Source organism: Methylobacterium sp. J-076, assembly GCF_022829405.1.
GTDB lineage: Bacteria > Pseudomonadota > Alphaproteobacteria > Rhizobiales > Beijerinckiaceae > Methylobacterium.
This window is the reverse complement of record NZ_JAKSXW010000133.1, coordinates 119,924-138,605: the sequence shown is the minus strand read 5'-3', so window position 1 is coordinate 138,605 and position 18,682 is coordinate 119,924. Positions and strand designations below refer to the sequence as shown.

The window sequence follows — 18,682 nt, the reverse complement described above, 5'->3', positions numbered from 1 at the left end:
GGGAACGGTTCACGGGATGATGACGCTCCGCGCAACGCTCGGCCGTATCGGCGCCCAGGAGGATCTGAACTTCCTCCTGACCAACCGGCTGCCCCGCCGCCTCGCGACCCAGGCCATGGGCCGGATCAGCCGGATCGAGCAGCCGTGGGTGCGGGATGCCTCCCTCTTCCTGTGGCGGCTGTTCTGCGACGTGGACCTGACCGACGCGAAGGAGACGCGCTTCCCGAGCCTGCACGCCGCCTTCGTCCGCGAACTGCGCCCCGGCGCCCGGCCGCTCGAGTCCGATCCCGCCGTGCTGGTCAGCCCATCGGACGCCATCCTCGGCGCGCACGGCACCGTGGCGGCGGGGCAGGTGTTGCAGGTGAAGGGCAGCGCCTACCGCTTGGCCGACCTCGTGCAGGACGAGGCCCTCGCCCTCGCCCACGAGGGCTGCGCCTACGCGACCCTGCGGCTCACGGCGGGGATGTACCACCGCTTCCACGCCCCCGCCGACCTGCGGGTGGATTCGGTGCGGCACCTCTGGGGCGACACGTGGAACGTCAACCCGATCGCGCTGAAGCGGGTCGAGGCCCTGTTCTGCCGCAACGAGCGGGCGGTGATCCGGGTGCGCCTGTCGGACGGGGCGGCGATGACCCTGGTGCCGGTGGCGGCGATCCTCGTGGCCGGGCTGAAGCTCGGCTTCCTGCCGGAGGGGGGCGACCTGCGTTCGACCGAGGGGCGCACGCTCCCCTGCCTCGCCGCCCTGCCCAAGGGGGCCGAGATGGGCTGGTTCGAGCACGGCTCGACCATCGTGGTGCTGGCGCCCCCCGGCTACACCCTCGATCCGGGCTTGCACGAGGGCGCCCGGCTGCGCATGGGCGAGGCGCTGCTGCGGGCGCCGGCCCTGTCCTCTTGAGGGGCCGTCATCGCGAGGCCCGCGACGCGATTCAGGGACGCGCGAGGCTCGGACAGCGGCCCTCCCCCTTTGGATTGCGTCACCGCGTTCTCCATGACGGTGTGAACGAATCGATGCTGGGAACGACATGAGCGAACCGCGCTACGCGATCTATGCCTTGCCGGAGCCCGGCTCGGCGCTCGAGGGCTTCGGCCGGGCGGTGCTCGGCTACGACAACGTGTCGGGCGAGGCCGTGCCACAGGAGCCCGGCCTCGCGGAGGTCACGGCGGGGGCGCGGGTCTACGGCTTCCACGCGACCCTGAAGGCGCCGATGCGCCTCGCCGCCGGGGTGGACGAGGCCGCCCTGGTGGCGACGGCCGAACGGCTCGCCGCCGCGCATCCGCCGGTCGCGGTGGGCGCGCTGGCGGTCGCGGCCCTCGGGCGGTTCCTCGCGCTGGTGCCCGTGGCCCCTCCGCCCGATCTCGGGCTCCTCGCGGCGGAATGCGTCGCCGCGTTCGAGCCCCTGCGCGCGCCCCTCACCGAGGCCGAGCGGGCCAAGCGCCGGCCGGAGCGGCTGAGCCCCCGCGCCCGCGCGCTCCTCGACGCCTGGGGCTACCCCCATGTCTTCGAGGAATTCCGCTTCCACATGACCCTCACCGACGCCCTGCCGGAGGAGGCACAGGCCGACTGGCACGCCCGCCTGACGCGGGCGTACCGGGACAGCGGCGCCGGGCCGCTGACGATCCACGCCCTCGGCATCCTGCGCCAGGACGGACAGGCGCCGTTCCGGTTGCTGGCGCGCATCCCCTTCGGAGGCCACCATGGCTGAGCGACTGAGCGAGACCCCGACCATCGACCCGAGCGCGCGGGTCACCGCCTGCCGGCTCGGCCGCTACACGGAAGTCGGCGCCCGCACCCGCCTGACCGAGACGGATCTCGGCGATTACTCGTACATCGTCGAGGACGGGGAGGTGATCTACACGACCGTCGGCAGGTTCACCTCCATCGCCGCGAGCGTGCGCATCAACCCCGGCAACCATCCGATGGAGCGGGCGAGCCAGGCGCACTTCACCTACCGCGCCCGGGCCTACTGGCCCGAGGAGGCGAACGAGGACGGCTTCTTCGACCGGCGCCGGGCGAGCCCGGTCACCATCGGCCACGATGTCTGGATCGGCCACGGCGCGATCATCCTGCCCGGGCGAACCATCGGCACCGGGGCGGTGGTCGGCGCCGGGGCCATCGTCACCCGGGACGTGGCGCCCTACGCCATCGTCGTCGGCAACCCCGCCCGGCCGGTGCGGGAGCGGTTCCCGGCGGCCATCGCCGAGCGGCTCCAGCGCCTCGCGTGGTGGGATTGGGATCACGAGCGCCTGCGCCGGGCCCTGCCGGACTTCCGCAGCCTCGCCATCGACGAGTTCCTGGATCGGCACGGGGGGTGAAGAAGGGCGCCACGTCCTTGTGAGCAAAGCGAAGCAATCCGGGGCGGCAGGACGTCGGAGAACACGGCGGATCCCCGCATTGCTTCGCCGCCCGCGCGATGACGGGGGAGGGCGGTGAAGAGCCAAAATACTTCGCCGGCAATCGTCATTCAAACGTCGTGCAAGCTGTGTCTACGGGGTCCATTCATCTTCGGACCCTCGAATGCTCGTCACCGAGAACCTGACGCGTCAGTATGGTGATCGCCGCGCCCTCGACGGCGTGTCCCTGCGCATCGAGCCGGGGAGCTTCGTCGGGGTGATCGGCCGGTCCGGTGCCGGCAAGTCGACCCTGCTGCGCCTGCTGAACCGCCTCGCGGAGCCGACTTCCGGGCGCATCCTGCACGGCACGACAGACGTGACGGCCCTCACCGGGCGCCGCCTGCGGGACTGGCGGGCGCGCTGCGCCATGATCTTCCAGCAGTTCAACCTCGTCGGCCGCCTGGACGTGATGACCAACGTCCTGATGGGCCGGCTGAGCCATTGCCCCAGCCACCGCTCGCTCCTGCGGATGTGGTCGGAGGCCGACCGGGCCATGGCGCTCGCCGCCCTCGACGGGTTCGACATGGGCCAGTTCGCCGCCATCCGGGCGGACCAGCTCTCCGGCGGCCAGCAGCAGCGGGTCGCCATCGCCCGCGCCCTGGTGCAGGAGCCGGAGATCATCCTGGCGGACGAGCCCGTCGCCTCCCTCGACCCGCGCAACACGCGGCTGGTGATGGATGCCCTGGCGGACGTGAACAAGCGCTACGGCATCACCGTCGTCTGCAACCTGCATTCCCTGGACCTCGCCCGGGCCTACTGCGACCGCCTCGTCGGTCTGGTGGCCGGGCGCGTGGTGTTCGACGGGCGCGGCTTCGACCTCACCGAGGACGTGGCCCGCCGCCTCTATGGCCTCGAAGCCGGCGAGGTGCTGGACGACGAGCCCGCCCTGCCGGTGGGGCCGATGCCCATCCCCACCGGCCCGATCCGCGAAGCCGCGGTCGTCGCCTGAGCGGGGCAAGCCGGCCGCAGATGCCGGTGCCGATTCCCGAGGACACGCCCCGTGATGCGCCCGGCGGTCGCCGGCGCGCCGACTTGCGAACGGAGACTTGCGATGATCACGAGACGGATTCTGGCCGGCGCCCTGGCGCTCGGGCTGTTCGGCGGCGCGGCCCATGCGGCGGACGACTGGAAGAAGCAGTATCCCGAGCTGACCCTGGCCGTGATCCCGGCCGAGAACGCCTCGGGCACGAGCGACCGCTACGCGCCGCTCACCGACTACCTCACCAAGAGCCTCGGCGTGCCGGTGAAGCTACGGGTCGCCAACGACTACGCCGCGGTGATCGAGGGCCAGCGGGCCGGCAACATCCAGATCGGCTTCTACGGCCCGGCCTCGTTCGCCCGCGCGGTGATGACCGGCGTGAAGATCGAGCCGATCGTCAACCAGAAGCACGAGACCGGCGCCTCCGGGTATTACTCGGTGATCTACGTGAAGGCCGACAGCCCGTACAAGACCATCGAGGACCTGAAGGGCAAGAACCTCGCCCTGGTGGACCCGAACTCCACCTCCGGCAACCAGGCGCCGCGCTTCTTCCTGAAGCGGGCGGGCTACGAGGTCGACAAGTTCTTCGGCAAGACCTTCTTCGCCGGCAGCCATGAGAACGCCGTCCTGGCCCTGACCCAGGGCACCGCGGACGCCGCCGCCAACCTCTACAACTCCGACGACGACACCATGGTCACCCGCATGACCGCCAAGGGCATGCTGAAGAACGCCGACGGCAGCCCGATGAAGCAGGCGGACTTCCGGGTGGTGTTCAAGTCGGACTTCCTGCCCGAGGGCCCGTTCGCCATGCTGGAAAGCCTGCCGGACGACCTGAAGGCGCAGATCCGCGCCGCCTTCGAGGCGCTGCCGACCAAGGACAAGGCCACCTTCGACAAGCTCTCCGACGGCAAGGACAAGGGCCTGACCCCGGTGACGCTGAAGGACTACCAGCCGATCATCGAGATGCTGAAGTTCAACGACGAGCAGCGCCGCAAGTCGTAACGGGCTTCGGGCGTCCGGCCCCACCCCGGAGCATCCGCTTCGGGACGGGGCCGGACCGTCCGATCCGCCCCATGAGTTCCGCTCGCAATGACGGGAGCGTTGGCGAGAACCGTGCCGGAGCCGATACCGATGAGCGAGCCTTGCGCCGCCTGACCCTCCTTCCGCCCCAACGGGCCGCCGCCCTGGTCGGGCAGTATGCGGCCGAGCGGGCCAGCGCCCGGCGGCGGCTCCTCGTCACCGCCGCCGTGATGGCGGTGCTGCTCGGGCTCGCCTCCTACGCCGCCGAGGTCCGGCCGTTCGTCCTGGCGGCCAATATCGGGAAGTTCACGGCCTATCTCCGGGAGATCATGCCGGTGCTCCGGCCCAGTCATCTCGGCACCGATCTGGCCGAATGGTACTGGGCCCTGCCGAGATGGCTCTCGCTGCTCGGCGAGACCCTGCTGATGGCCTATCTCGGCACCCTGCTCGGGGCGGTGGGCGGGTTCGTGCTGTGCTTCGTGGCGGCGGGCAACCTCGTGAAGAGCGCGGCGCTGCGGTTCGTCGCCAAGCGCTTCCTGGAGGTCTGCCGCACGGTCCCCGAGATCGTCTTCGCGCTGATCTTCGTCATCGCCTTCGGCCTCGGCCCGATGGTCGGCGTGCTGGCCCTGGCGATCCACACCACCGGGGCGCTGGGCAAGCTGTTCTCCGAAGTGGTCGAGAACATCGACATGAAGCCCGTCGAGGGGCTGACCGGCACCGGGGCGAGCTGGGTCGGCACCGTGCGCTTCGCCGTGCTGCCGCAGGTGCTGTCGAACTTCGCCTCCTACGCGCTGCTCCGTTTCGAGATCAACGTCCGCGGTGCGGGGGTGATGGGCTTCGTCGGCGCCGGGGGGATCGGACAGGAATTGCTGATCGCGATCCGCAACTTCTACTACTCGGACGTCAGCGCGATCCTGCTGATGATCGTGCTGACGGTCTTCGCCATCGACTTCGGCACCGAGAGGCTGCGCCATCACCTCATCGGCGCGGAGGGCGGGCGATGACCGAGCGGACCCGTCCGAGCCTGCGCCGGACCGCGCTGGCCGACCTCGACGCCCTGCGCGCCCGTCATCCCGGGCAGTTCCGCACCGATTGGGCCGGGCGGCTGCGGGTGGCGGCCGTCCTGGCGGGCCTCTTCGGCCTCGCCGCCTACGGGATGTGGGCGCTGGACTTCTCCCTGGGGCGCATCGTCCACGGCCTCGGGCGCCTGGGCGGCTTCGCCCTGGAGATGCTCCCGCCGAGCGCGGGGGGGCGCTTCGGCGTGTTCCTCCAGGCCCTGGGCGAGACCCTGGGCATCGCCTTCCTCGGGACGCTCACGGCGGCGGTGTTCGCCTTCCCCGTGGCCTTCCTGGCTGCGCGCAACGTGGTGCCGAACCCCTTCGCCCGCTTCGCCGTGCGCCGGGGGCTCGATGTCGTGCGCTCCGTGGACGTGCTGATCTGGGCGCTGATCTGGATCAACGTCGTGGGCCTCGGCCCCTTCGCGGGGGCGCTCGCCATCGCGTGCTCGGATTTCGGGGCCTTCGGCAAGCTGTTCTCGGAGGCGATCGAGACCTGCGACCGCAGGCCCGCCGAGGGCATCGCCGCCGCGGGGGGCTCGTCGCTGCACCGCATCCGGTTCGGGCTCATCCCCGGCGTCCTGCCGGTCCTGGCGAGCCAAGTGCTGTACTTCTTCGAATCGAACACCCGCTCGGCGACGATCATCGGCATCGTCGGGGCGGGCGGCATCGGCCAGTACCTCACCGAGCTGATCCGGGTGCTGGAACTGAAGCAGGTCGCCTTCCTGGTGCTGATGATCCTCGTCACCGTCGCGGCGATCGACTGGATCTCGGGCCGCCTGCGCCGGGCGGTGATCGGCGGGGCGGGGCGGTAGAGGGCGCCCGCGTCAGGGGGCGACCATCAATTCCACCCGGTCGGCGGCGAAGACGGCGCGGTTGGCCTGGACGGGGGTGCCTGCGCCATCGACGTTGACGCTCGACACCACCATCACGACCCGTCCCGGCGCGATCTCGAGCCGGGCCGCCTCGGCCGGGTCGGCCGGGCGGGCGCGGATGCGCGTCGAGGCGCGGGTGTAATCGGGCACGCCGCAGGCGGCCAGCGCCCGGGTGATCGAGCCCGACGCCCCGTAGGCCGCCGCGAAGCCGGCGAAGCCGGCGAAGCGGGGCAGGGGCAGCCATGTCCGCGCCGTCGAGAGGGGGATGCCGTCCGCCCGGTGGACGGTGATGAGTTCGAGGAGCGGCGCCTCCTCGGGCAGCACCAGCATCGCCCCCCGCTCCGGGCCGGCCGCGATCTCGCGATGGGAGATCAGGTCGCCCCAGGGCTCGCGGCCCGCGCCGGTGACGATCTCGGAGAAGCGCGTCCGCCGGCCGATCGGGTAGGCGAGGGGCGCCGCCTCCACGAAGGTGCCCCGGCCCTGGCTGGCGCGCACCAGCCCGCGCTCGGCCAGCGCCGCCAGCGCCCGCCGGACGGTGTGGCGGTTCACGCCGAAGCGTGCCGCCAGCACCGCCTCCGTCGGGAGCTGGGCCCCCTGCGCCAGCCGGCCCGCCGCGATCTCCCCCTCCAGGGCGTCCGCGATCTGCCGCCAGGCCGCGAGGCCCGCCCCGCGGCTCAACGCTTCGACCGGCTCGCTCACCCATCCTCCTCGCGCGACGCGACATCCGCACCGGGTCGATGCCGCCGGCACCGCCGCCCCGCCGTCATACAAACTTCATTTGCGCCGACGGCGCCAGTTGTCTATGCAATTAGACAACTGCGGAGGCGGCGATGCCGGATGTGAGTCGAGGGTCGGGGACGGAGGCCCGCAGGGCGGTGATGGCCCTCTGCGCCGCCGCCACGGGGGCCGAACTCGCCGGGGCGCTGGCGGGGCTCGGGACGCCGGAGGCGGAGGATATCCGCGCGCCGGAGGTCGGGCTGGTGATGGCCACCGGCCGGATCGGCGGGGACGGGCGGCCCTTCAACCTCGGGGAGGTCACCGTCACCCGCGCCGCGGTGCGGCTGGCGGACGGGCGGACCGGCTTCGCCTACCACCTCGGCCGGGACCGCCGCCGCGCCCGCCACGCGGCGATCCTCGATGCCCTGTGGCAGGGCGAGGCCGACCGGCGGGGCGTCGAGGCGGCCCTTGGTGCCGTGGCCCGGCGGGCGGCCGACGAGGCGGCGGCGCAGGCCCGGCGCACCGCCGCGACGCGGGTCGACTTCCTGACCCTGGCCCGTGGGGAGGACTGACATGTTGCGCGCCGGGTTCGCCGATCCCGTCCATGACTCGCAAGGGGTCTTCCGTGCCGTCCTCGATGCCCTGGCGCGGCCGGGCACGATCCACGCGATCGCGCCGCGGCTCGATCCCCCCGGGCCGCTGACGCCGGAGCTCGCCGCCGTCGCCCTGGCGCTCACCGACCGCGACACGGCGGTCTGGCTCGATCCGGCGCTCGCCGCCGCGCCGGAGGTGGCGGCCTATCTGCGCTTCCACACCGGCGCGCCCCTCACCGCCGACCCGGGCCGGGCCGCCTTCGCCCTGGTGCGGGAGGCGGGGCGCTGCCCGCCGCTCCACACCTTCGCCCGCGGAACGCCGGCCTATCCCGACGGCTCGACCACGCTGGTCCTGGCGCTGGACTCCCTCGCGCCCGGTGCCGGCCTGCGCCTGTCGGGGCCGGGCATCCGCGGCACGGCGGACCTCGCCCTGGCGCCGCTGCCGCCGGGCTGGCCGGCGGCGCTCCGGGAGAACCATGCGGGCTTCCCCCTCGGGGTCGATTGCCTGCTGACCGCCCCCGGCCGCGTCGCCGGATTGCCCCGTTCGACCCTCGTGGGGAGTTGAGCCATGTATGTGGCCGTGAAGGGCGGGGAAGCCGCCATCGACAACGCCCACCGCCTGCTGGCGGAGGTCCGCCGGGGCGATCCCGCGGTGCCGGAACTCACCGTCGCGCAGATCCGCGAGCAGATGGCCCTGCTGGTCGACCGGGTGATGGCCGAGGGCTCGCTGAACGACCCCGACCTCGCGGCGCTGGCGCTCAAGCAGGCGAGGGGCGACGTGGTGGAGGCGGTGTTCCTCGTGCGGGCCTTCCGCACGACGCTGCCGCGCTTCGGCGCCTCGGTGCCCCTCGACACCGGCCGGATGACGCTCTCCCGGCGGATCTCGGCGACCTTCAAGGACCTGCCGGGGGGGCAGGTGCTGGGGCCGACCTTCGATTACACCCACCGCCTCGTGGATTTCGCCCTCGCCGCGGAGGGCGCGCCGGAGCCGGCGGCCGAGGCCGAGCCCCGGGAGGATGCCGCCGCGACCCCCCGGGTCACCGACCTCCTCGGCCGGGACGGGCTGATCGAGCCCTCGCCGCCGGACGACGGGTCGCCCCTCGGGGACATCACCCGCGAGCCGGTCGACTTCCCCTGCGACCGGGCGACGAGGCTCCAGGCCCTGGCCCGGGGGGACGAGGGCTTCATCCTGGCGCTCGGCTACGCGACGCAGCGCGGCTACGGGCGCACCCACCCCTTCGTGGGCGAGGTGCGGGTCGGCACGGTCGCGGTCGAGTTCGTGCCCGAGGAGCTGGGCTTCCCGGTGCCGCTCGGCGCCGTGCAGGCCACCGAATGCCAGATGGTCAACCAGTTCCACGGCTCCCGCACGGTGCCGCCGCAATTCACCCGGGGCTACGGGCTGGTTTTCGGCCAGAGCGAGCGCAAGGCCATGGCGATGGCCCTGGTGGACCGGGCGCTCCGGGCGGGGGAGCTGGGCGAGCCCCTGGCGAGCCCGGCCCAGGACCAGGAATTCGTCCTCGCCCATTGCGACAGCCTCCAGGCGACGGGCTTCGTGGAGCACCTGAAGCTGCCCCACTACGTCGACTTCCAGGCCGAGCTGGAGCTGGTCCGGCGGATGCGCGCCGAGTTCGAGGACAGGCGGGAGGTGGCGGAATGAGCGACATGCGTGAATTCCGGCCCGGCGCAGATCCCTCTTCTCGGCTGCCGCCTCGCTCCGGCGACGACGGGGTCGCCGGAGCCCTCCCCCCGCAGGCGGGGCGAGGGGATGAGGCGTCCGCCTACAACTTCGCCTACCTGGACGAGGGCACGAAGCGGATGATCCGCCGGGCGCTGCTGAAGGCGGTGGCGGTGCCGGGCTATCAGGTGCCCTTCGCCTCCCGCGAGATGCCGATGCCCTATGGCTGGGGCACCGGCGGCGTGCAGGTGACGGCGGCGATCCTCGGCCGGTCGGACGTGCTCAAGGTCATCGACCAGGGCGCCGACGACACGACGAACGCCGTCTCGATCCGCCGCTTCTTCGCCAAGACCGCCGGGGTCGCCACCACCACGCACACCGCCGAGGCGAGCGTGATCCAGACCCGCCACCGCATCCCGGAACGGCCCCTCACCGAGAACCAGACGCTGGTCTATCAGGTGCCGATCCCCGAACCCCTGCGCTTCCTCGAACCGCGGGAGACCGAGACGCGGCAGATGCATGCGCTCGCCGAGTACGGGCTGATGCACGTCAAGCTCTACGAGGACATCAGCCGCCACGGGCATATCGCGACGACCTACGCCTACCCGGTCGAGGTCGCCGGCCGCTACGTGATGGACCCATCCCCGACGCCGAAGTTCGACAACCCGAAGATGGACGATTGCCCGGCCCTGCAGCTCTTCGGGGCGGGGCGCGAGCGGCGGATCTACGCGGTGCCGCCCTACACGAAGGTCCGCAGCCTCGATTTCGAGGACCACCCGTTCCGGGTGCAACGCTTCGACCAGCCCTGCGCCCTGTGCGCCGCCGAGGGCGTGTACCTCGACGAGATGCTCATGGACGACAGCGGCCGGCGGATGTTCATCTGCTCGGACACCGACCATTGCGAGGAGCGCCGGGCGGCGGGCCATGTCGGCACGGAGGGCGTGGCATGAGCGCGCCCATCCTCCGCCCGGATCTCCCCATCGCGCCAGACGCCGAGGTGCTTCGATGAGCGACGCCCTGCTCCAGGCCCGCGGCCTGACCAAGCGCTACGGCGCCCGGCTCGCCTGCGCCGACATCTCGTTCGACCTCGACCCCGGCGAGGTCCTGGCGATCGTGGGGGAATCGGGTTCCGGCAAGTCGACCCTGCTGTCGCTGATCGCCACCGAGCTCGCCCCCGATGCCGGGACGGTCTCCTACCGGATGCGCGACGGCGTGATGCGTGACCTCGCGGGCCTCAGCAAGGCCGAGCGCCGGGCGCTGATGCGCACCGACTGGGGCTTCGTCCGCCAGGACGCGACCCAGGGCCTGCGCATGGCGGTCTCGGCCGGAGGCAATGTCGGCGAGCGGCTGATGGGGCTCGGCGAGCGCCATTACGGGCAGATCCGCGCCCAAGCCATCGACTGGCTCGACCGGGTGGAGATCGCCGCCGACCGGATCGACGACCCGCCCACGCGCTTCTCCGGCGGGATGCGCCAGCGGCTCCAGATCGCCCGCAACCTCGTCACCACCCCGCGCCTCGTCCTGATGGACGAGCCGACCTCGGGGCTCGACGTGTCGGTCCAGGCCCGCCTCCTCGACCTCATCCGCCGCCTCGTGGCCGAACTCGGTCTCGCGGTGATCATCGTCACGCACGACCTCGCCGTCGCCCGCCTGCTGTCGCACCGGGTGATGGTGATGCGCGCCGGCCGGGTGGTGGAGACCGGCCTGACCGATCAGGTGCTCGACGATCCCGCCGACGCCTACACCCAGCTCCTCGTCTCCTCGGTGCTCGCCGCATGAACGCCGCCCTCGAATTCCGTGACGTCTCCAAGAGCTTCACCCTGCACCTGCGCGGGGGCACGGTGCTGCCGGTGGTCGCCGGGGCGAGCTTCGCCGTGGCCCCGGGCGAGTGCGGCGTGCTGTGGGGACCCTCGGGCACCGGCAAGTCGTCGCTGCTGCGCATGGCCTACGGCAACTACCGCTGCGACGGCGGGGCGATCCTGGTCCGCGACGGCGGGCGGGTGATCGACGTCGCCCGGGCCGCCCCCCGGGAGGTGCTCGCCCTGCGGGCGCGGACCATGTCCTACGTCTCCCAGTTCCTGCGGGTGATCCCCCGGGTCTCGGCCCGGGACGTGGTCGAGGCGGCGGGCCGGGAGGGCGGGATGTCCGAGGCGGCGGCCCGGGCGCGGGCGGGCGACCTGCTCGCCCGGCTCAACCTGCCGGAGCGGCTGTGGAACCTGCCGCCCGCCACCTTCTCCGGCGGCGAGCAGCAGCGGGTGAACATCGCCCGCGGGCTGATCGCGCCCCGGCCGATCCTGCTGCTGGACGAGCCCACCGCCTCCCTCGACGCGCAGAACCGCGCCGTCGTGGCCGAGCTGGTCGAGGAACGCCGGGCGGCGGGGGCGGCGATCCTCGGCATCGTCCACGACGCCGCGATGCGCGAGGCGATCGGCGGGCGGATCATCGACGTGACGCGGTTCGGCACCGCGCGGGCGGCGTGACACGCCGTCATCGCGAGCCACGCGAAGCGGCGGGACGCCTCAGGACGTGGCGCTTCCCTGGATCGCTTCGGTGCCCTCGCAAAGACGTTGAGAAAGGGAGGACGGGAGTCCGATGCAAGATTTCATGATCGAGAACGCCACCCTCGTCCTGGCAGACCGGGTGCTGCACGGCTGGCTCGCGGTGGCGGATGGGCGGATCGCCGGGATCGGCGAGGGCAAGGCGCCCGAACGCGGCCTCGACATCGGCGGCGACCACCTGATCCCCGGCCTGATCGAGCTGCACACCGACCATCTGGAGAGCCACTACGCCCCCCGGCCGAAGGTGCGCTGGCATCCGCTGGGCGCGGTGCTGGCCTACGACGCGCAGATCGCCGCGTCCGGCATCACCACGGTGTTCGATTCCCTGCGGGCGGGCAGCGACCCGGACGGCAGCGGGCTCGGCCCGGAACTCGACGCCCTGGCCGGCGCCATCGACACCGCCCGGCGGGGCGATCTGCTCCGGGCCGAGCACCGCACCCACCTGCGCTGCGAGCTACCCTCGGCCGACGTGATCCCCACCGTCGAGGCGTTCAGCGCCCGCTACGGCATCGACCTGATCTCGCTGATGGACCACACGCCGGGCCAGCGGCAGTTCCGGGACATCGGCAAGTACGAGACCTACGCCACCCGCGGGGGGCGGTCCCTCGAGGAGATCCGGACGGCCACCGCCCGCAAGATCGCCGAGGGCACGGCCCTCAACGCGGCCAACCGGCCGGCGCTGGTCGCCCTGGCGAGCGCGAAAAGGATCCCGCTGGCGAGCCATGACGACACCACCCTCGCCGATGTCGACCTCGCCGCCGGCGAGGGCGTGGTGCTGGCCGAGTTCCCCACCACCCGCGAGGCGGCGGAGGCGGCGCACGGGCGGGGCATGACGGTGATGATGGGGGCGCCGAACCTCCTGCGCGGCGGCTCGCATTCCGGCAACGTCGCGGCCCAGGACCTCGCCGAGGCCGGGTTCCTCGACATCCTGTCCTCGGATTACGTCCCGGCGAGCCTCGCCATGGCGGCCTTCCTCATCCCCGAGCGGGTGCCGGGCATCGGCCTGCCCGCGGCCATCGCCACGGTGACGGCCAACCCCGCCCGCGCCACCGGCCTCACCGACCGGGGCGAGCTGCGCGTGGGCCTGCGTGCCGACCTCGCCCGTGTGCGCCTCGCCGACGGGGTGCCGGTGATGCGCGAAGTCTGGCGCGCCGGGATCCGGGTGGTCTGATGCCCTTCGTCCTCGTCGTCGGCCCCAGCGGCGCGGGCAAGGACACCCTGCTCCGCATGGCGCGGGAGGCGCTGGCGGGGGAGGCGCGCATCGTCTTCCCCCGGCGCCTCGTGACGAGGCCCCCCTCGGCCGACGAGGACAACGTGCCGGTCACGCCGGAGGAGTTCGAAGGGGGCGAGGCGGAGGGGCGCTTCGCCCTGTCCTGGCGGGCGCATGGTCTCGGCTACGCCCTGCCCGAGGAGGCGGGGCGGCTCTCCGGCGACGGGTGGGCGGTGGTGTGCAACGTCTCCCGCCGGGTCGTGGCGGAGGCGCGGGCGCGCTACCCCGGGACGCAGGTGGTGGAGATCACCGCCCCGGCGGAGATCCTGGCGCAGCGCCTTGCCGCGCGGGCACGCCCCCAGGACGGCGACCTCTCCGCCCGCCTCGCCCGGCGGCAGGTGGTGGTGCCCGACCTGACCATCGACAATTCCGGTTCGCCCGACGAGGGCGCGGGTCTGCTGATTCGATTCTTGCGGGACTTGCAGGGCGGTCCGTAAGCGGAATCATGGGGGGCAAGACATCCTCCCCATCATGCAACTCAATTGGATCGCGTTGCATGACGGGTCTGGTGCCGCGGATATCCGTGGACGCCGCATTCCCTCCCCCCTCTGCGGGGGAGGGTGGCCCCCGAAGGGGGTCGGGAGAGGGGAGCGACGGCGCAGGAGAGGGCACCGCCCGGCGTCCCGCGGCTCGTCCTTTCCGGCAGCGTCGCTCCCCGCTCCCCCCCTGCTGCGCAGGGTACCCTCCCCCGCAGAGGGGGGAGAGGAGCGTGGGGACCGGCCAGTGAATGGCCAACCCCGTCATTGCTTCGTCGCCGCCTCGCGATGACCGCGGCCGTGGGGGAGGCGACTAAGCGTCCCCCAGGTAGCGCGCCTCCAGATGCGCCCGGAACGCCGCCGCGCCGAGGGGAGCGCCCGTCGCCCGTTCGAGGAGGGCGTCGGTGGAGAGCAGGGAGCCCTGCTCGTGGACGTTGGCCCGGAGCCAAGTGCGCAAGGGGGCGAAATCCCCCTGTGCGAGGCACCCCGGCAGGGCCGGTGCGGCCGCCTTCGCCGCCCGGAACAGCTGCGCTGCCGCCAGGGCGCCGAGGGTGTAGGTCGGGAAGTAGCCGAAGGCGCCGCTCGGCCAGTGGATGTCCTGGAGGCAGCCGAGGCGGTCGTTCGGCACCGTCAGACCCAGCAGCTCGCCCATGCCCTCGTTGAAGGCCCCCGGCAGGTCGGCGATGGCGAGGTCGCCCGCGACCATGGCCGTCTCCAGCCGGTAGCGGAGCAGGATGTGCGCCGGGTAGGTCGCCTCGTCGGCATCGACCCGGATGAAGCCCGGCGCCACGCGGGTGTAGAGGCGGAACAGGTTGTCCGTCTCCCAGGCCGGGCCCGAGCGCCCGAACGCCTCCCGCAGGAGCGGCGCGAGGTACGAGACGAATTCCCGGCTGCGGCAGGCCTGCATCTCCACGATCAGGGACTGGCTCTCGTGCAGGCTCATGCCGCGCGCCGCGCCGACGGGCTGGTGGCGCCACGCGGCGGGGCGGCCCTGCTCGTAGAGGGCGTGGCCGGTCTCGTGCAGCACGCCCAGGAGCGCGCGGGAGACATCGCCCTCGTCGTAGCGGGTGGTGATGCGCACGTCGTCCGTCGCGCCGCCGCAGAACGGGTGAAGGCTGATGTCGAGCCGGCCGCGGGTCTCATCGAAGCCCAGCGCCCGCATCAGCGCCAGCCCGAGCTGCCGCTGGGTCTCGACGGGGAACGGCCCGTCGAGGGGCAACGGCTCGCCCGCCGCCGCCTGCCTCTCCCGTGCCGCCGTGATCAGGCCCGGCAGCCACGAGGTCAGGTCCGAGAAGAGCGGGTCGATCACCGCCCGGCGCATCCCCGGATCGTAGCTGTCGAGCAGGGCGTCGTAGGGGTCGAGGCCCAGGGCCGCGCCCTTGGCCTGCCCGATCTCCCGTTCCAGGCGCAGCAGCTCCGCGAGATGGGGGGCAAGGAGGGCGAAGTCCGCGTCCCGCCGGGCCTCCCGCCACACCATCTCCGAGCGGGACCGCGCCCGCGATTCCGCCTCCACGAGGTCCCGGGGCACGGCCGCCGCGTGGATGTAGGCCCGGCGCATCTCGTGCAGGTTGGCCGCGGGCCACGGCGCGAGCCCGCCGGTTTCCTCGACCGCGGCGAGGGTGTCGGCGGTCTCGGGGGCGGTCAGGATCTCGTGGGCGAGGCCGCGCAGCGCCGCGAGCTGCTCGCCCCGGGTCTCGGCGGCGCCCTCCGGCATCAGGGTCTGCGCGTCCCAGCCGAGGATGCCCGACGCCCCCTCGATCGCCGAGAGCCGGGCAAAGCGCGCTTCGAGGGAGGCGTAGGCCGTCATGGAACTCTCACCTTCAATATTTCTACCGCCGTCGCTCGCAAAGACGGCGCTGGGTCTAATAGCCCAGCGCGCTGCCATCCTTGCGCGGGTCGGAGCCCGCAGAAAGGGTGCCGGCCCGCCGGTCGATCCAGATGACCTGTCCGCCGCCGAGGGGCAACGGCGCCCGCAGCACCGGATGGCCGCGCTCCGCGAGGCCCGCCATCACGGAATCCGGGATGGCGGCCTCCAGTTCGAGGCCGCCGCCGTAGGCGAAGCTCCGGGGGGCGTCGAGGGCCTCCTGCACGTCGAGGCCCCGGTCGAGGAGGCCGGTCAGCAGCTCGACATGGCCCATGGCCTGGTAGTGCCCGCCCATCACGCCGAACGGGGCCACCGCCCGCCCGTCCTTCATCACCATGCCGGGGATGATCGTGTGCATCGGCCGCTTGCCGGGGCCGATGCTGTTCGGGTGGCCGGGCTCGGTGCGGAAGGACAGGCCGCGGTTGTGCAGCAGCACGCCGCTCTCCGGCGCCAGGATGCCCGAGCCGAAGCCCTGGAACACCGAGTTGATCAGCGACAGGGCGTTCCCGTCCCTGTCGACCACGCAGAGGTAGACCGTATCCTTGTGGGCCACCGCCTCGGCGGCCTCCGGGTAGAGCACCGGCCCCCGGGCGCGGGCCATGTCGATGTCCCCCCGCGCCGCCGCGTGCCACGCCTCCGACAGCAGGTGCGAGACCGGCACGCGGGCGAGGTCGAAATCGCCGAACAGCGCGTCGCGGTGGTGGTAGGCCTGCTTGCACGCCTCGGCGAAGAGGTGCAGCCGGTCGAGGTCCGACAGGGAGCCCACGTCGTAGGGCGCGAGCACGTTCAGCATCATCAGCGCGGCGAGGCCCTGGCCGGCGGGGGGGCACTCGTAGACGTCGTAGCCGCGATAGCGCGTCGAGACCGGCACCACCGTGTCGGCGCGGGCGCCCGCGAAATCCTCCAGGGTGTGCAGGCCGCCGAGGCGGGTGAGCTTGCCCACCATGTCCCGGGCGACGGGCCCCTCGTAGAAGCCCTTCGGCCCCTCCTGCGCGATCCGGCGGAGGGTGGCGGCTAGGCGCGGCATCCGCATCACGCTGCCCACCGCCGGGGCGCGCCCCTCCCGCAGGTAGATCGCGGCGGCATCCGCATCCCCCGCGACCCGGGGCACGCATCGCGCCCAATCCCAGCCGACCCGCGGCTGGACCACGAACCCGTCCTCCGCGTAGCCGATGGCGGGTTGCAGGAGTTCGCCGAGGGGCTTCGTCCCGTGCGCCCGCACCAGCGCGTCCCAGGCTGCGACGGCGCCGGGGATGGTGACGGCGTGGGGCGAATCGGGGGCGATGCCGAGGCCGCGCTCCGCGTACCAGTCCGGTGTGGCGGCGGCGGGCGCCCGGCCCGAGCCGTCGATCGCCACCGGCACGGGGGCCCCCGCCGGGGCGTAGAGGCAGAAACAGTCCCCGCCGATCCCGGTCATCAGCGGATCGACCACGCATTGCACCGCCACCGCCGCGATGCCGGCGTCCACGGCGTTGCCCCCCGCCCGCAGCACCTCGATGGCCGCGAGCGTCGCGAGCGGGTGCGAGGTCGCCACGGCGGCGTGGGCGGCGTGGACGGCGGAGCGGCCGGGGCGGGAGAAATCTCTCACGGGGGGTCTCGTTGCGATTGCAGGCATCGGAGGGCATCCCCCGGGAGCCTCCCGCCGCCTGCGGACGGGGGCGGATCGTGGTCCCGTGGGGTGCCGGATGCAAGGCACGAGGCGTGCCGCACGCACCGGCATCGCCGGAACGGGCCGCTTGCCCCCGGCGCGCTACTTCGGAGAACTTTGCCGAGCGCCCTGGAGAACCCACATGGCGACGATGACCGTCCCCCTCCCAGCCCCGATGAGGGAATGGGTGCAGGCCCAGGCCCGGAGCGGCCGACTGAGGTGCCCGCATGGGCGGGCCTCGAAGGAGCCCTCCAGGGATCGTGCGGCAGGCTGGAGCCCTCCTTCGAGGCGGCTCCGCCGCACCTCAGGATGAGGTGAAGGGTGGGGGCGAGGGCGAAAGCCAACCCCGTCATGGCGAGCGCCGTGAAGCAATCCGGGGCGGCGCTACGGCCAGCCCAGTGGGCGAACGGGTCGAGGTGATCCCCGCCTCCACCTCATCCTGAGGTGCCCGCGTGAGCGGGCCTCGAAGGAGCCCTCCAGGGATCGCGCGGCAGGCTGGAGCGCTCCTTCGAGGCGGCTCCGCCGCACCTCAGGATGAGGTGGAGTGTGGGAGCGAGGGCGAAAGCCAACCCCGTCATGGCGAGCGCCGTGAAGGTATCCGGGGTGGTGCGACGTCCGGAGGCGGCCTGCTTCCCCTCGTTCGCAATGACGGTGGCGTCGGGTGTCCTGACGACGATGGGTGGGCGGGGGCGCCGGGCCCCCGCCCCGGGGCGTCACACGAAGTGCTGGCCGCCGTTGATGGTGAGCGTCGAGCCGGTGACGAAGCCCGCCTCGTCGCTGGCGAGGTACTCGACCGCGTGGGCGATCTCGTCGGCCTCGCCGAGGCGGCCGGTGGGGATGGTGGAGATGATCTTGTTCCGGATCTCCTCCGGCACCGCCATCACCATCTCGGTGGCGATGTAGCCCGGCGCCACCACGTTCACGGTGATGCCCTTGGAGGCGCTTTCCTGCGCCAGGGCCTTGGCGAAGCCGACCACGCCCGCCTTGGCGGCGGAATAGTTGGTCTGCCCGGCCTGGCCCTTCTGGCCGTTGATCGACGAGATGATGATGATGCGCCCGAAGCCGCGGGTGCGCATGCCGTCGATGAGCGGACGGGTGCAGGTGAACATCGAGTCGAGGTTGGTCCTGATGACCTGCTGCCACTTCTCGAAGGTCATCTTGTGGAAGGCGCCATCGCGGGTGATGCCGGCGTTGTTCACCAGCACGTCGATCGGGCCGACCTCGGCCTCGATCGCCTTGATGCCGGCTTCGCAGCTCGCCATGTCGCCGACGTCGAACTTGAACACCGGGATGCCGGTCTCGTCCTTGAACTTCTGGGCGGCCTCGTCATTGCCGCCGTAGTTGGCGGCGACCTTGTAGCCCTTGTCCTTCAGCCGCTTCGAGATCGCCGCGCCGATGCCGCGGGTGCCGCCGGTGACGAGGGCGACGCGTCCTTGAGCCATGATGTTTCCTCCTGTCTTCACGACGTGATGCTGCGTGCGGATGACGTCCGCACGTCATTTTTTTGATGATGCTCTTCAAGAAGACTTTTGAGGGCCCCTCGAACAGTGTCGAGGGGCCC

At 72.5% G+C, this 18,682-nt stretch carries 19 protein-coding genes; 15 read left to right on the top strand and 4 right to left on the bottom strand.

Going from position 1 to position 18,682, the window contains the following annotated elements; all coding sequences use genetic code 11:
• Positions 1-19 precede the first annotated feature (19 nt).
• The 7 genes from asd to phnE (MKK53_RS16090) all read left to right on the top strand — a co-directional run bounded on the left by asd (position 20) and on the right by phnE (MKK53_RS16090) (position 6,260).
• Complete coding sequence (asd, locus tag MKK53_RS16120; RefSeq protein ID WP_243929942.1) at positions 20-895, top strand: archaetidylserine decarboxylase; 876 nt, start codon at positions 20-22, stop codon at positions 893-895.
• Between the two features lie 127 nt (positions 896-1,022).
• The gene (locus MKK53_RS16115) at positions 1,023-1,703 is read left to right on the top strand and encodes a DUF1045 domain-containing protein (protein ID WP_243929721.1); all 681 of its coding nucleotides are present in this window, start codon (positions 1,023-1,025) and stop codon (positions 1,701-1,703) included.
• Positions 1,696-2,313 carry a DapH/DapD/GlmU-related protein gene (locus tag MKK53_RS16110; protein WP_243929720.1) on the top strand — a complete coding sequence of 206 codons (618 nt, stop codon included), beginning with the start codon at positions 1,696-1,698 and terminating at the stop codon, positions 2,311-2,313. Before MKK53_RS16115 ends, MKK53_RS16110 begins: the two co-directional genes overlap by 8 nt.
• A 202-nt stretch (positions 2,314-2,515) precedes the next feature.
• Positions 2,516-3,340 (top strand): phosphonate ABC transporter ATP-binding protein, encoded by an 825-nt coding sequence (phnC, locus tag MKK53_RS16105; RefSeq protein WP_243929719.1) that lies wholly within the window; start codon positions 2,516-2,518, stop codon positions 3,338-3,340.
• A 102-nt stretch (positions 3,341-3,442) separates the two neighbouring features.
• The gene (phnD, locus tag MKK53_RS16100) at positions 3,443-4,372 is read left to right on the top strand and encodes a phosphonate ABC transporter substrate-binding protein (protein WP_243929718.1); all 930 of its coding nucleotides are present in this window, start codon (positions 3,443-3,445) and stop codon (positions 4,370-4,372) included.
• 140 nt (positions 4,373-4,512) lie between these two features.
• A complete protein-coding gene (gene phnE / locus MKK53_RS16095) occupies positions 4,513-5,394 on the top strand; it encodes a phosphonate ABC transporter, permease protein PhnE (protein ID WP_243929717.1) in 882 nt (293 codons plus the stop codon).
• Positions 5,391-6,260: a phosphonate ABC transporter, permease protein PhnE gene (phnE, locus tag MKK53_RS16090; protein ID WP_243929716.1), complete on the top strand. Its 870-nt coding sequence runs from the start codon at positions 5,391-5,393 to the stop codon at positions 6,258-6,260. Before phnE (MKK53_RS16095) ends, phnE (MKK53_RS16090) begins: the two co-directional genes overlap by 4 nt.
• Before the next feature lie 12 nt (positions 6,261-6,272).
• On the opposite strand, the gene phnF is transcribed toward phnE (MKK53_RS16090), so the two are convergent.
• Complete coding sequence (gene phnF / locus MKK53_RS16085) at positions 6,273-7,019, bottom strand: phosphonate metabolism transcriptional regulator PhnF (protein WP_243929715.1); 747 nt, start codon at positions 7,017-7,019, stop codon at positions 6,273-6,275.
• A gap of 131 nt (positions 7,020-7,150) precedes the next feature.
• On the opposite strand from phnF, the gene phnG reads away from it, so the two are divergent.
• From phnG to phnN, 8 genes are all read left to right on the top strand, one after another.
• On the top strand, positions 7,151-7,609 hold the full coding sequence (gene phnG, locus MKK53_RS16080; protein WP_279599076.1) for a phosphonate C-P lyase system protein PhnG: 459 nt from the start codon (positions 7,151-7,153) through the stop codon (positions 7,607-7,609).
• Position 7,610: 1 nt separating this feature from the next.
• Positions 7,611-8,195, top strand: a complete 585-nt coding sequence (gene phnH / locus MKK53_RS16075; protein WP_243929714.1) for a phosphonate C-P lyase system protein PhnH — start codon at positions 7,611-7,613, stop codon at positions 8,193-8,195.
• Between the two features lie 3 nt (positions 8,196-8,198).
• Complete coding sequence (locus MKK53_RS16070) at positions 8,199-9,287, top strand: carbon-phosphorus lyase complex subunit PhnI (protein WP_243929713.1); 1,089 nt, start codon at positions 8,199-8,201, stop codon at positions 9,285-9,287.
• Positions 9,284-10,255: an alpha-D-ribose 1-methylphosphonate 5-phosphate C-P-lyase PhnJ gene (locus tag MKK53_RS16065; RefSeq protein WP_279599075.1), complete on the top strand. Its 972-nt coding sequence runs from the start codon at positions 9,284-9,286 to the stop codon at positions 10,253-10,255. Before MKK53_RS16070 ends, MKK53_RS16065 begins: the two co-directional genes overlap by 4 nt.
• Before the next feature lie 55 nt (positions 10,256-10,310).
• On the top strand, positions 10,311-11,084 hold the full coding sequence (gene phnK / locus MKK53_RS16060) for a phosphonate C-P lyase system protein PhnK (RefSeq protein WP_243929712.1): 774 nt from the start codon (positions 10,311-10,313) through the stop codon (positions 11,082-11,084).
• The gene (gene phnL, locus MKK53_RS16055) at positions 11,081-11,785 is read left to right on the top strand and encodes a phosphonate C-P lyase system protein PhnL (protein ID WP_243929711.1); all 705 of its coding nucleotides are present in this window, start codon (positions 11,081-11,083) and stop codon (positions 11,783-11,785) included. Before phnK ends, phnL begins: the two co-directional genes overlap by 4 nt.
• Positions 11,786-11,897: 112 nt before the next feature.
• Entirely contained in the window at positions 11,898-13,034 is a 1,137-nt protein-coding gene (locus MKK53_RS16050) for an alpha-D-ribose 1-methylphosphonate 5-triphosphate diphosphatase (protein WP_243929710.1), read from the top strand.
• Positions 13,034-13,570 carry a phosphonate metabolism protein/1,5-bisphosphokinase (PRPP-forming) PhnN gene (phnN, locus tag MKK53_RS16045; protein ID WP_243929709.1) on the top strand — a complete coding sequence of 179 codons (537 nt, stop codon included), beginning with the start codon at positions 13,034-13,036 and terminating at the stop codon, positions 13,568-13,570. The genes MKK53_RS16050 and phnN overlap by 1 nt, the downstream gene beginning before the upstream one ends.
• Positions 13,571-13,922: 352 nt before the next feature.
• On the opposite strand, the gene MKK53_RS16040 is transcribed toward phnN, so the two are convergent.
• The 3 genes from MKK53_RS16040 to phbB all read right to left on the bottom strand — a co-directional run bounded on the left by MKK53_RS16040 (position 13,923) and on the right by phbB (position 18,563).
• Positions 13,923-15,416, bottom strand: a complete 1,494-nt coding sequence (locus MKK53_RS16040) for a carboxypeptidase M32 (protein ID WP_243929708.1) — start codon at positions 15,414-15,416, stop codon at positions 13,923-13,925.
• A 55-nt stretch (positions 15,417-15,471) separates the two neighbouring features.
• A complete protein-coding gene (locus MKK53_RS16035; RefSeq protein WP_243929707.1) occupies positions 15,472-17,061 on the bottom strand; it encodes a gamma-glutamyltransferase family protein in 1,590 nt (529 codons plus the stop codon).
• A gap of 773 nt (positions 17,062-17,834) precedes the next feature.
• Positions 17,835-18,563, bottom strand: a complete 729-nt coding sequence (gene phbB / locus MKK53_RS16030) for an acetoacetyl-CoA reductase (RefSeq protein WP_243929706.1) — start codon at positions 18,561-18,563, stop codon at positions 17,835-17,837.
• Positions 18,564-18,682: the final 119 nt, after the last annotated feature.